This window comes from Pseudomonas eucalypticola (genome assembly GCF_013374995.1).
Taxonomy (GTDB): Bacteria; Pseudomonadota; Gammaproteobacteria; order Pseudomonadales; family Pseudomonadaceae; genus Aquipseudomonas; species Aquipseudomonas eucalypticola.
On record NZ_CP056030.1, the window covers coordinates 1,295,581 to 1,308,001 of the forward strand.

Annotated in this window: 10 protein-coding genes; 8 read left to right on the forward strand and 2 right to left on the reverse strand. The window is 64.9% G+C overall.

Annotated elements, in window-relative coordinates; translation table 11 throughout:
* Nucleotides 1–20: 20 nt before the first annotated feature.
* The 6 genes from xerD to HWQ56_RS06005 all read left to right on the forward strand — a co-directional run bounded on the left by xerD (nt 21) and on the right by HWQ56_RS06005 (nt 9,482).
* Entirely contained in the window at nt 21–917 is an 897-nt protein-coding gene (gene xerD / locus HWQ56_RS05980) for a site-specific tyrosine recombinase XerD (protein WP_176570017.1), read from the forward strand.
* 157 nt (nt 918–1,074) lie between these two features.
* The gene (locus tag HWQ56_RS05985) at nt 1,075–1,809 is read left to right on the forward strand and encodes a DsbC family protein (RefSeq protein WP_176570018.1); all 735 of its coding nucleotides are present in this window, start codon (nt 1,075–1,077) and stop codon (nt 1,807–1,809) included.
* A 131-nt stretch (nt 1,810–1,940) separates the two neighbouring features.
* Complete coding sequence (locus HWQ56_RS05990; RefSeq protein WP_158157774.1) at nt 1,941–3,245, forward strand: homoserine dehydrogenase; 1,305 nt, start codon at nt 1,941–1,943, stop codon at nt 3,243–3,245.
* 121 nt (nt 3,246–3,366) lie between these two features.
* Nucleotides 3,367–4,776 (forward strand): threonine synthase, encoded by a 1,410-nt coding sequence (gene thrC, locus HWQ56_RS05995; protein WP_158157775.1) that lies wholly within the window; start codon nt 3,367–3,369, stop codon nt 4,774–4,776.
* A gap of 97 nt (nt 4,777–4,873) precedes the next feature.
* Nucleotides 4,874–8,083 (forward strand): ATP-binding protein, encoded by a 3,210-nt coding sequence (locus HWQ56_RS06000; protein ID WP_176570019.1) that lies wholly within the window; start codon nt 4,874–4,876, stop codon nt 8,081–8,083.
* Nucleotides 8,084–8,168: 85 nt separating this feature from the next.
* Entirely contained in the window at nt 8,169–9,482 is a 1,314-nt protein-coding gene (locus tag HWQ56_RS06005; RefSeq protein WP_158157777.1) for an EAL domain-containing response regulator, read from the forward strand.
* 38 nt (nt 9,483–9,520) lie between these two features.
* Here the strand turns inward: HWQ56_RS06005 and HWQ56_RS06010 are convergent, their stop codons facing one another.
* Nucleotides 9,521–10,177: a response regulator gene (locus HWQ56_RS06010; protein ID WP_176570020.1), complete on the reverse strand. Its 657-nt coding sequence runs from the start codon at nt 10,175–10,177 to the stop codon at nt 9,521–9,523.
* Between the two features lie 219 nt (nt 10,178–10,396).
* On the opposite strand from HWQ56_RS06010, the gene HWQ56_RS06015 reads away from it, so the two are divergent.
* Entirely contained in the window at nt 10,397–10,687 is a 291-nt protein-coding gene (locus tag HWQ56_RS06015) for a DUF3509 domain-containing protein (protein WP_158157778.1), read from the forward strand.
* Nucleotides 10,688–10,846: 159 nt separating this feature from the next.
* On the opposite strand, the gene HWQ56_RS06020 is transcribed toward HWQ56_RS06015, so the two are convergent.
* Nucleotides 10,847–11,713 carry a TIGR02285 family protein gene (locus HWQ56_RS06020; protein ID WP_176570021.1) on the reverse strand — a complete coding sequence of 289 codons (867 nt, stop codon included), beginning with the start codon at nt 11,711–11,713 and terminating at the stop codon, nt 10,847–10,849.
* 140 nt (nt 11,714–11,853) lie between these two features.
* Between HWQ56_RS06020 and HWQ56_RS06025 the strand changes: the two genes are divergently transcribed.
* Entirely contained in the window at nt 11,854–12,396 is a 543-nt protein-coding gene (locus HWQ56_RS06025) for a YaeQ family protein (protein ID WP_158157780.1), read from the forward strand.
* The last annotated feature ends 25 nt before the right edge of the window (nt 12,397–12,421 follow it).

The following is a 12,421-nucleotide window of genomic DNA, read 5'->3' on the forward strand; positions in this document are numbered from 1 at the left end:
TACTCGCCCGGTTCGTCCTGATGCCTGCTGTAGACCACCCGCTCATCGATCAATACCTCGACGCCCTGTGGCTGGAAAAGGGGCTGTCGGACAACAGCCGCGACGCCTACCGCAGTGACCTGACGCTGTTCAATGGCTGGTTGCTGGAGCAGGGCGTGGCGTTGCCCCAGGCGGGGCGCGAGCTGATCCTCGACCACCTGGCCTGGCGCGTCGACCAGGCCTACAAACCACGCTCCACGGCGCGGTTTCTTTCAGGTGTGCGAGGCTTCTATCGCTACCTGTTGCGCGAAAAGCTGATCGCCGTGGACCCGACCCTGCAGGTGGACATGCCGCAGTTGGGCAGGCCGTTGCCCAAATCCCTATCGGAAGCCGACGTCGAGGCGCTGCTCAAGGCGCCCGACCTCAGCGAGCCCATCGGCCAGCGCGACCGCGCCATGCTGGAGGTGCTATACGCCTGCGGCCTGCGGGTGACCGAGCTGGTCAGCCTGACGCTGGACCAAGTCAACTTGCGCCAGGGGGTGCTGCGGGTGATGGGCAAGGGCAGCAAGGAACGGCTGGTGCCCATGGGCGAAGAGGCGGTGGTGTGGGTGGAGCGCTACCTGCGGGACGGGCGCAATGACTTGCTGGGCGGGCGCCCCAGCGATGTGCTGTTTCCCAGCCAGCGCGGCGAGCAGATGACCCGCCAGACCTTCTGGCACCGCATCAAGCACCAGGCCACGGTGGCCGGCATCGGCAAGTCGCTGTCACCCCATACCCTGCGTCATGCCTTCGCCACCCACCTGCTCAACCATGGCGCCGACCTGCGCGTGGTGCAGATGCTGCTGGGCCACAGCGACTTGTCCACGACCCAGATCTACACCCACGTGGCCCGCGCCCGCCTGCAAGACCTGCACGCCCGTCACCACCCCCGGGGCTGAGGCGAATACCGCACATCTCTTGTTGCCTTGCCAGTCGGACACGCCCGGCGAATGTGGTAGGCTTGGCCGGTTACCCAAGCGGGCATCGAATGCAGGTCGTTTCCGGACGGCCCACCCAGCACGATTGGCCCCTTCGTCCGCTGCCTCAGGAGTTCCCATGCGCGTGACCCGAATCTTCGCTGCTGCTGCCCTCGCGCTGCTCAGCACCGTCGCCCTGGCCGACGACAAGGCCGAGCAGGCCATCCGCAAGACCCTCGACACCCTGCACCTGGGTACCCCGGTGGACAGCATCTCCGCCAGCCCGCTCAGCGGCCTGTACGAAGTGAAGCTGCAGGGCAGCCGCGTGCTGTACGCCAGCGCCGACGGCAAGTTCGTGATGCAGGGCTACCTGTTCCAGGTGCAGGACGGCAAGCCGGTGAACCTTACCGAAGCCACCGAGCGCCAGGGCGTGGCGAAGACCATCAACGCCATTCCAGCCAATGAAATGGTGGTGTTCCCGGCCGTCGGCGAAACCAAGTCGCACATCACCGTGTTCACCGACACTACCTGCCCGTATTGCCACAAGCTGCACGAAGAAGTGCCGGCCTTGAACAAGATGGGTATCGAGGTGCGCTACCTCGCCTTCCCGCGCCAGGGCCTCGGCTCGCCGGGTGACGAGCAGCTGCAGGCCGTGTGGTGTTCCAAGGACCGCCAGGGCTCGCTGACCAAGCTGATCAACGGCAAGAGCGTCGATGCGCCCAAGTGCGCTAACCCGGTGAGCAAGCAGTTCGCCATGGGCCAGTCCATCGGTGTCAACGGCACGCCAGCCATCATCCTGGAAGACGGCCAGATGATTCCTGGCTACCAGCCGGCCCCGCAAGTGGCCAAGCTGGCCCTGGGTGCCAAAGGCTGATGGCCGCCTGCATGTCATCCAAGATCAAGGCCTGACGGGAATGCCCGCCAGGCCGTAAATACCAAGCCGCACGGGTGTGCGGCGGTTTGTCACGGCCGACCCTGTGTCGGCCGTTTTATGGGGAGTTCAGAGTGAAACCGGTCAAAGTAGGCATCTGTGGGTTAGGTACCGTCGGTGGCGGCACCTTCAACGTACTTCAGCGCAACGCCGAGGAGATTGCCCGCCGTGCCGGGCGTGGTATCCAGGTGGCTCAGATTGCCATGCGTTCGCACAACCCGAATTGCCAGATTACCGGTACCCCCATTACCAACGATGTCTTCGCAGTGGCCACCAACCCTGAGATCGACATCGTCATCGAATTGATCGGCGGCTACACCGTGGCCCGCGAACTGGTGCTCAAGGCCATCGAGAACGGCAAGCACGTGGTCACCGCCAACAAGGCGCTGATCGCCGTGCACGGCAACGAAATCTTCGCCAAGGCCCGGGAGAAGGGCGTGATAGTGGCGTTCGAAGCCGCCGTGGCCGGTGGCATTCCGGTGATCAAGGCCATTCGTGAAGGCCTGTCGGCCAACCGCATCAACTGGGTGGCCGGCATCATCAACGGCACCGGCAACTTCATCCTCACTGAAATGCGCGAGAAGGGCCGCACCTTCGAAGACGTGCTCGCCGAGGCCCAAGCCCTGGGTTACGCCGAAGCCGACCCGACCTTCGACGTGGAAGGCATCGACGCGGCGCACAAGCTGACCATCCTGGCGTCCATCGCCTTCGGTATCCCGCTGCAGTTCGACAAGGCCTACACCGAAGGCATCACCAAGCTGACCACCGCTGACGTGAACTACGCCGAGGCCCTGGGCTACCGCATCAAGCACCTGGGCGTGGCCCGCAGCACCGCCGCCGGCATCGAACTGCGCGTGCACCCGACGCTGATCCCGGCCGACCGCCTGATCGCCAACGTCAATGGCGTGATGAACGCGGTGATGGTCAACGGCGACGCCGCCGGTTCAACCCTGTTCTACGGTGCCGGGGCCGGCATGGAGCCTACCGCTTCCTCGGTCATCGCCGACCTGGTGGACGTGGTTCGCGCCATGACCAGTGACCCGGAGAACCGCGTGCCGCACCTGGCCTTCCAGCCCGATTCGCTGTCGGCGCACCCGATTCTGCCGATCGACCAATGCGAAACCGCCTACTACCTGCGCATCCAGGCCAAGGACCACCCGGGCGTGCTCGCCCAGGTCGCCAGCATCCTGTCCGAGCGCGGTATCAACATCGAGTCGGCCCTGCAGAAGGAAGTCGAGGAACAGGACGGCCTGGTGCCCATGATCCTGCTGACCCACCGGGTGCAGGAACAGCGCATGAACGACGCCATCAAGGCGCTTGAAGCGCTGGAAGGCGTGGTCGGCCAAGTGGTCCGCATCCGCGTCGAACACCTCAATTAACTGGCAGCGGCAAGCGGTGAGCGGCACGCTGCAAGCGAGGCACCGCACGTTCATGAATGTGCGCGTACCCACTTGCAGCGTGTAGCCTGAAGCTTGAAGCTCGAACCAAAGGTTGGAAAAAATGCGCTATATCAGCACCCGCGGCAAAGCCCCGGCCCTGAATTTCGAAGACGTGCTGCTGGCTGGCCTGGCCAGTGACGGCGGCCTGTACGTGCCGGAAAACCTGCCACGTTTCACCGTGGAAGAAATCGCCTCGTGGGCCGGCCTGCCGTACCACGAGCTGGCGTTCCGCATCATGCGCCCGTTCGTCACCGGCAGCATCCCGGACGCCGACTTCAAGAAGATCCTCGAAGAAACCTACGGTGTGTTCGCACACAACGCCGTGGCGCCGCTGCGCCAACTCAACGGCAACGAATGGGTGATGGAGCTGTTCCACGGCCCGACCCTGGCGTTCAAGGACTTCGCCCTGCAACTGCTCGGCCGCCTGCTGGACTACGTGCTGGCCAAGCGTGGCGAGCGTGTGGTGATCATCGGCGCCACCAGTGGTGATACCGGGTCGGCCGCCATCGAAGGCTGCAAGCACTGCGAAAACGTCGACATCTTCATCCTGCACCCGCACCAGCGCGTATCGGAAGTGCAGCGTCGGCAGATGACCACGCTGTTCGGCGACAACATTCACAACATCGCCATCGAAGGCAACTTCGACGACTGCCAGGAAATGGTCAAGAACAGCTTCGCTGACCAGAGCTTCCTGAAGGGCACGCGCCTGGTCGCCGTGAACTCGATCAACTGGGCGCGCATCATGGCCCAGATCGTCTACTACTTCCACGCGGCCCTGCAATTGGGCGGCCCGGCGCGCTCGGTGTCGTTCTCGGTGCCTACCGGCAACTTCGGCGATATTTTCGCCGGTTACCTGGCGCGCAACATGGGCCTGCCGATCAACCAGCTGATCGTGGCCACCAACCGCAACGACATCCTGCACCGCTTCATGAGCGGCAACCAGTACGTCAAGGAAACCCTGCACGCCACCCTGTCGCCGTCCATGGACATCATGGTGTCGTCCAACTTCGAACGCCTGCTGTTCGACCTGCACGGTCGCAACGGCGCAGCCATCGCCGAGCTGATGGACACCTTCAAGCAAGGGGGCGGTTTCAGCGTCGAGCAGGAGCGCTGGACCGAAGCGCGCAAGCTGTTCGACTCCCTGGCGGTCAGCGACGAAGCCACCTGCGAGACCATCGCCGAAGTCTTCGCCCAGACCGGCGAAGTGCTGGACCCGCACACCGCCATTGGCGTCAAGGCCGCGCGCGAATGCCGCCGCAGCCTGGACATTCCCATGGTGGTGCTGGGCACCGCGCACCCGGTCAAATTCCCGGACGCGGTAGTCAAGGCGGGCGTGGGCAAGGCGCTGGAACTGCCCGCGCACCTGACCGACCTGCTCAGCCGCGAAGAAAAGTGCACTGTGCTGCCCAACGACCTGAAGGCCGTGCAAGCCTTCGTCAGCCAGCATGGCAACCGCGGCAAGCCGCTGTGACGGACTAGTCCTGCAACACTTAAAGCCCGTCGCTGACGGGCTTTATCTTTTCTACGTGTCAAACTTGACCCTGGGAAACGGGTTCAAGGGCACGGGCATGAAGCACGCACACCACGCATCGAAACGCTGGCTGGCCGCCTGGCTGGCGTTGCTGTGCCTGGCGTCCTGTGGGCTGGCGCAGGCTGCCCAGAGCCTGCCTTTCACCCTGATGCCGGCTTTCACGCAGTTGACCCCCCTGGTACTGGCCCCCGCCGACCAGCAATGGTTGCAGCGCCATGGGGTGCTGCGGGTGGGGGTCTCCATCACCGATCATGAACCGGTGGACATCACCGTTGACCGCAACCGGTACCGCGGCATCAGCGCCGATTACCTCAACCTGATCGCCGGCCGCTTGGGCGCGCCCCTGCAGATTCAAGGCTTTGCCCGTCGTGAAGAAGCCGTGGAGGCGTTGCAGAACCGCGAAATCGATATTCTTACCGGTGCCAGCGGCTTCGAACGGCAAGTGCCCGGGCTTGCCTTTAGCCGCGCCTACATGCCTGACGATGCTGTGCTCGTGGTACGCGACACCGGGGCAGAGGCCGCCTTGCCTGCCGGCGGCAAGATCGCGGTGCTCGACGGTTACACTGACCTTGCGGTGCTGCATGATGCCTATCCCGGCCACCCGATCGTAGTCGCCCCGAGCCTGGCCAGCGGGCTGGAGGCCGTGGCGCAGGGGGACGTGCAGGGCTTCGTCGGCAATGAGGTGGTGGTACGTGCCTACAGTGCCCTGCGGCCGTTCATGGGGTTGCGCATCGCCGATAGCGGCCGTTTGCCTGCGGCCGGCTTTGCGTTTGCCGTGCGCCGCGGTGACGGCCCCCTGCAGGCAATGCTCGACCGCGCGCTGGGCAGTATCGAAGAACCGCTGCGCCGCGAGATCCTGGGGCGCTGGACCGCCGGGCTGGGGTCGGACATTGCTCAACCGCGGGTGCAATTGAGCGCCGAGGAAGCGCAATGGCGCCAGGCACACCCCAAGGTCCGGGTGATCGCCAGCGAGTACCCACCCTACTTGTACCGCGACCGCCAGGGCAATTGGGTCGGGCTCAACCGCGACGTGCTGGCCACGGTTTCGTCCATGACCGGCCTGCAGTTCGAATTCATCCCCTCCGGCTCCATCGCCCAGAACCTGCAGGCGTTGCGCAACGGCACCGCCGACATGAGCACCACGCTGTCGGAAAGCCCCGAGCGCAAGGTGTTCCTGGGCTTTAGCCACTCCTTCGGGGGGCAGGGCTGGGTGTTCGTGGTGCGCGGCAACGGCCCTGGCGTCGCGTCGCTGGATGACATGGCCGGGCGGGTTCTGGCCCTGCCACGCGAGCACGCGCTAGAAAGCCAGTTGCGCCAGCAATACCCGCGCATCCGCTTGCGCCTGGTGGACACCTACGACCAGGCTCGCGACCTGGTACGCAAGGGCGAAGCCGATGCCACCCTGGACAGCGAGGTCAGCGCCTGGCGCGCGGTGGCCCGTTACCCCCAGGGCGAACTCAGGGTGGGGCGCAGCGTGGAGGGTGGCTGGGCGGCAGACCATTTTGCGGTGCGCCTGGCCGAGCCTTACTTGCTCAGCATCCTCAACAAGTCGCTGGAGGCCTACCCGGTGGCCGAACTGCGCGCGGTGCGGATCAAATGGCTGGGGGCGGTCGATGGCCAGGCGCCGGTGTGGCAGCGCATCGCGCCCTGGGTATGGTGGGCCCTGGCGGCGGCGTTGTCGTTCGGCCTGGTGTCGCTGATGTGGAGCAGCCGCCTGAAAGCACAGATCCACCAGCGGGAACGGCTGGAGGCCGAACTGGTGAAGGCCCGGGAGGTGGCCGAGCAGGCCAGCCAAGCCAAGAGTGGGTTTCTGGCGACCATGAGCCATGAGATCCGAACCCCCATGGCGGCCATCATCGGCTTGCTGGAACTGGAGCGCGAAACCACCCGCCTGCGCGGCGGCGAGCCGTCGCGGGCCGTGGACGTGGCCTACCAGTCGGCCCGCGATCTGATCGCCTTGATCGGCGACAGCCTGGACCTCGCCAAGATCGAGTCCGGCAGCCTGCAACTGCTGCCCGAGGCCGTCGAGCTGCGCCCCTTCTTCGAAGCCATCGTGCAACTCTTCGCTGCCCAGGCCAGCCAAAGGCGCCTGGTGCTGGAGCTGACCCTTGCCCCCGAGGCCGACGGTGTCTACCGCTTCGACCCGTTGCGCCTGCGCCAAGTGATGCACAACCTGCTCAGCAACGCCCTCAAGTTCACTGCGCGGGGCGGCGTGTACATCGACGTGCAGGGCCGTCCAGGCAGCCCGCTGCAGGTCAGCGTGCGTGACACCGGGGTGGGCATCGACAGCGAGCAGCAGGGCCGGTTGTTCAAGCCGTTCGTGCAGGTGGGTGGGCAACCGGACGGGCAGGGCACGGGGCTGGGGTTGAGCATCTGCAAGCAACTGGTCAGCCTCATGGACGGGCAAATCCAGCTTAGTAGCGTCGTAGGCGAAGGCACCTGCGTGGTACTGCGCTTGCCGCTGCCTCGCGTGGCCGCGAAGCCTGGCACTGTCGTCGATGCGCCTCCTGACGTGCCCACGCGGGCCTTGCGCGTGCTGGTCGTGGATGACTTGTCGGCCAACCGGCTGGTGGTGGGCCAGCAAGTGGCCTTTTTCGGCCACGCGGTGCACACGGCCAGCAGCGGTGAAGAGGCCTTGGCCTGGTGGCGCGAGCACCCCGTGGACGTGATCATCACCGACTGCCGCATGCCGGGCATGAGCGGCTATGCCCTGACACAGGCCATTCGCAGGGCAGAAGCTGAAGCGGGGCGGCTGCCGGTGCCGATCTTTTGCTGTAGCGCCAATGGCCAGGCAGAGGAAGCCGAGCGCTGTCGCGAGGCGGGCATGAACCAGTTGCTGGTCAAACCGCTGGAGCTGCAAGCGCTGGGCCGGCTGCTGGCTGGCTTGGGCGTACCGCCAGCCTTCGACATGGATACCCTGCGGCGCATGACCCAGGCCGACGCCGAAGTGATGCGCCGGATGCTCGAAGAGCTCCAGCGCAACATCGCTCAGGAGCTGGAAGGGCTCGCCAGCGCCGTGTCCAAGGCCGACTGGCCGGCGTTGCGGGCGGCGCTGCATCGGCTCAAGGGGGTGGCCTGCCTGATCGACGCCGCGCCCATGGCCAAGGCCTGCGCGGCCCTTGACGTCAGCGCCCGAGAACAGCGTGCCCAAGCCCTGGAAGATGAATGGGCGGCCCTGCACGCACGCCTGGACGAGTTGGCCGAAGACATTGAGCGCCAACTCTGGGAAATGTCCTACCCAAAATAGGACTTGTCCTATGTGTCTGGCCTGTTACACGGCCTAGAGTGTGCCCCAGCGTCGCCACTGAAGTGGCGTATTGAGAGATAGGCACATGCACGCACTGAAAGTCCTGATTCTTGAAGACAGTCCGTTCCAGCTGATGGCACTGCACCAGATGCTCAATGCCAGCGGGGTGTTCGACGTTTTGACCGCCGACACCGTAGAGGGTGCGCTGGGCTCGCTTGAGCGGCGCGGGCCGGTGGACGTGGCCATCTGCGATCTGCAACTGGAGGAAGGTGACGGGCTGCAGGTGATCCGCCACCTGGCGCGGTACCGGCAAGCGCGTGCGCTGATCATTCTTTCCAGCCTGGGGCGCGACCTGCTCGACGGCGTCGGGCAACTGGCTCGGCACCTGGGGCTGCAGGTGCTCGGCGTGCTGGAGAAACCCGCCAGCCCGGCGGTGCTGCATGAACTGCTGCAAGGTTATGACCGAAACGCCGAGCAGCGGGCCATGCCGCTGGTTGAGGTCGACGAACTGGTGGCGCTGGACGAACTCACGGTTGACCGCCTGCCGCAGTTGCTTGAACAGTGGCAGCCGTACTTTCAGCCCAAGGTGGCCTTGGACGGCCGGTTACTGGGCGTCGAGGCGTTGGTGCGCTGGGAGCATCCGGCCCTGGGGCTGTTGTCGCCGGCCAGCTTTCTGCCATTGGTGAGCTACGCCGGTTTGCTGCCGCACCTCAGCTGGCACATGCTCGACTGCGCGCTGGCCTTGAGCGCGTCGGTGCGCGACGAACAGGGCGAGGCCTTGCCGGTAGCCGTCAACGTGCCCACCTCGCTGATCGAAAGCGAAGGGTTCGTGGAGCGGCTCAGGGGCTTGCTTCAGCCCCTGGGCCTGCCGGCGTCGGTATTGACCCTGGAGATTGTCGAAAGCCAGCAGGCCTGCACCAGCAGCGTGGCGCTGGAGGCTTTGCTGCGCCTGCGTTTGCTGGGCTGCGGGCTGGCCATCGATGATTTCGGCATGGGGGATTTCAACCTGCAACGGCTGCTGGCCCTGCCGTTTTCCGAGGTGAAGATACCCAGCCAGTTCGTGCGTGGCGTAGCCGAGGACGGCCGCAAGGCGGCAGTGGTGGCCGGTGCACTGATCATGGCTCGGCGCATGGGCCTGGCTGTGGTGGTGGAAGGCGTGGAAACCGCCAGTGACTTCCTGGCGCTGGAAACCCTGGGCCAGCCTGCACTGCAAGGCCATTATGTGGCCAGGCCCATGGCCGGCCCGGCATTGCGCACCTGGATGGGCACCCACGAGGCCAGCCAATGGCCCCGCCCCGGTGAGACCGGGGGAAGTTCGGAAACAGAACACCACAGTGCATCTGCTGAACCGCGGCAGCTGCTTCCCGAGCTTCGCCCGGTCCCACAGGGGAATGAATGAGCTCCCGATCGGCCTCCGGATGGTTGGCTTCCGTGAAGTCAGGCCAGGCCATGTTCCTGGAGGTAAATGAACAACGCCGCATCGTTGGCCACCCCCAGCTTGCGCATGGCACTGACCTTCTGGGCGCTGACCGTCTGCTTGCTGCGGTTGAGTTGCTGGGCTATCTCACCTACCGACAGCCCGCCAGCCAGCAGGCGGGTCACCTCCAGCTCCCGGGGTGACAGCGCCTCGCGCTCGAACAGGCGGTCGGGCCGCGCCTCGCCTTCCTGAAGCAGTACCTGGCTTACCGATTCGGCGATGAACACCTTGTTGCGGCGCAGTTGGGCAATGGCCTGCGGCAGTTCGCTGACCAGGCTGGCCTTGCCCAGCACGCCCTTCACGCCGGTTTCCAGCATGGAGCGGAACAAGCCGCCGTTGGTCAGCATGGTCACCACCAGAATGGGCAGCGCTGGCCAGCGACGGTGCAGGGTCTCCAACAACCGCAGGCCATCGTTCTGGTGTTCGGCCGGCATCATGAAATCGGTGATCAGCAGGTCACACTCGCCTTCCTCCAGCCATTGGGTCAGTTGTGAGGGCGTACTGGCCTCGCCGACCACCAGCAAGTCAGGGTCCTGCTGCAGCACGGCGCGCAGCCCGATCCGGAAGATGGGGTGGTCGTCTGCGATGAGTATGCGCAAGGGCGAGCGGCTATTCACGAGGGTTGCTCCGTGGCGAGGCTATCAGTCTGGCACATCCGCGAGCCTTTACGGGTCCACTGCCACCCGTGGGGCTGGCTTTTTCGGTATTTCAACTGTCATATTCCACGGGCAAGCTGAAACCGCACTTTCACTCCCCGCCGGGCGCATTAGAACTTTTTGCCCTTACGGCGGGTCATTGATAGACACCTTGATTTCGAACAACTGAGTGGTGATCGAATGGAAAATATCAACGAGCTGCTGACTGAAGCACTGACGCCTTACCACGTGGACGTGGTCGATGTGGGCGGCCCGCTTGAATGCCGGGTGATATTGCGCGATTCGACCGGCGCTCTGGTACTGGACCGGCGCTTCAGCCGTCGCCAGTTCGCCGACACCCGGGCGCTCACCGACGTCGTTGACGGCCTGCACCGGGACCTGATGGTCGTCGAAGGCCGCCTGCAACCCTGCATGCTGGCGGCGATGGCTGCCAGTGTGCAGGCACCTGTTGCTGGCGCGGTGATGAGCTAGGGAACCTTCCGCAAGCGTTACGTTCACATCACGTAAGGGCAGGGGGGCTGGCATTGTGCTCCGGTGCCTGCCACCTGTCGTACTGGCCCAGCAGTTGGGCCATGTTTGACCCCGGGTAGCCTCCCCACTGCCCGGGGTTTCTTTTTGCCTGCGATCTGCCTAGCGGGTTGCCGGGTCGGTGAAGAAACGCCGGGCGTCGCGCAGGTAGTCCTGGCGGCTGGCGGGGTCCAGCCACTCGGCGTAATAGCCCGGCAAGGTGGTGATGCGTAGCGTTGCCAACCGTTCGTTCAGGCGCCGGATCACGGCGCGGCCCTGGGCAGTGTTGGAGCAGGCCACGTAGACATTCTGGTAACGGGGCACCCCCAGCACGGGCAGGAATTCGAGGTCTTGCCCCGCGATGCGCTGTTGGGGCGCCAGGTACAATACTTCCGGCCAATAGCCCAATACCCCGTCCAGCCGACCCCGTTGCTGCATCTGCAACAGGCTGGCCACGGCATCGTCGCCATGGTGGGCATTGATCGCTGCCGGTGGCGCGGCCGCCAGCATGGTATCGATGGCCCCGCCATAGCTGCGCTCTGCCACGCGCCCCACCTTGATGTTGGGGCTGGCCAGCAGTGCCGGGAGGTCAAGGGCACCGTGGCGCATGAAACTGTTGAAACCATGGCGGTCCTGGTGACGAATGATCAGGCCGTTGGTCAAGGTGGCGAACATGGGGATGGAGTACACCGCTGCCTGGCTGCGGTCGGGCGTCCACAGTAACTCCGGGTCGCAACTCAGTGCCGGCTCTTGCAGCATCTGCAAGGCCCGGGCGCGGTTGACGCGGACCACGCTGTGGTCATGGTCCGGCAGCGCCTGCATCAGCAGCGGCAATACGCGGTCCACGGCGCCTTGGCCCACACGCGGGCCACTTTCGATGGTCAGCGGTGGCAGGTCGCGCACCAGCCAGGTCAAAGGTTCCCCGCCCCAGGCGACCAGTGGCACGGCCAGGCACAGCAACAACGTCAACGCTCGGCGGCGACCTTCCATGATGCGGGCTCCGAAACAACTCAATGGCCTGTGTAGCACAGGTCTGTGCCTGTCCGGTAATGTTGTCGGCTATCGACCTTAGTTGATTAGGCCACGATCGGTTAGACTGTGCGACTTTTCCTCGTAGCAAGAAGCCCCTCATGGCCCAGCCGTCCACGACCTACAAATTCGAACTCAACCTGACCGATCTCGACCGTGGTGTCTACGAAAGCGTCAAGCAGACCATCGCCCGGCACCCTTCCGAGACCGAGGAACGCATGGCCGTGCGCCTGCTGGCCTACGCCTTCTGGTACAACGAACAGTTGTCGTTCGGCCGTGGCCTGTCTGATGTAGACGAAGCGGCGCTGTGGGAAAAAAGCCTGGACGACCGCGTGGTGCACTGGATCGAAGTGGGCCAGCCTGACGCTGACCGCCTGACCTGGTGCTCGCGCCGTACCGAGCGCACCAGCCTGCTGGCTTACGGCAGCCTGCGCGTGTGGCAGACCAAGGTGGTGGACGCGGTCAAGAACCTCAAGAACGTCAACATCGCCGCCGTGCCCCAGGAGGTCCTGGAAACCCTGGCCAAGGACATGCCACGTGCCATCAAGTGGGACGTGATGATCAGCGAAGGCACCCTTTTCGTCACCGACGACCGCGGCCAGCACGAAGTGCAACTGGAATGGCTGATGGGCGAGCGCGGCTGAGCCGTACCGCCCGTTCCGATTTTTG

What these genes read in the sequence shown, in the direction of transcription:
- xerD (WP_176570017.1), top strand. Translation starts at nt 21, where the DNA reads ATGCCTGCTGTAGACCACCCGCTCATCGATCAATACCTCGACGCCCTG.
- HWQ56_RS05985 (WP_176570018.1), top strand. Translation starts at nt 1,075, where the DNA reads ATGCGCGTGACCCGAATCTTCGCTGCTGCTGCCCTCGCGCTGCTCAGC.
- thrC (WP_158157775.1), top strand. Translation starts at nt 3,367, where the DNA reads ATGCGCTATATCAGCACCCGCGGCAAAGCCCCGGCCCTGAATTTCGAA.
- HWQ56_RS06000 (WP_176570019.1), top strand. Translation starts at nt 4,874, where the DNA reads ATGAAGCACGCACACCACGCATCGAAACGCTGGCTGGCCGCCTGGCTG.
- HWQ56_RS06005 (WP_158157777.1), top strand. Translation starts at nt 8,169, where the DNA reads ATGCACGCACTGAAAGTCCTGATTCTTGAAGACAGTCCGTTCCAGCTG.
- HWQ56_RS06015 (WP_158157778.1), top strand. Translation starts at nt 10,397, where the DNA reads ATGGAAAATATCAACGAGCTGCTGACTGAAGCACTGACGCCTTACCAC.
- HWQ56_RS06020 (WP_176570021.1), bottom strand. Translation starts at nt 11,713, where the DNA reads ATGGAAGGTCGCCGCCGAGCGTTGACGTTGTTGCTGTGCCTGGCCGTG.
- HWQ56_RS06025 (WP_158157780.1), top strand. Translation starts at nt 11,854, where the DNA reads ATGGCCCAGCCGTCCACGACCTACAAATTCGAACTCAACCTGACCGAT.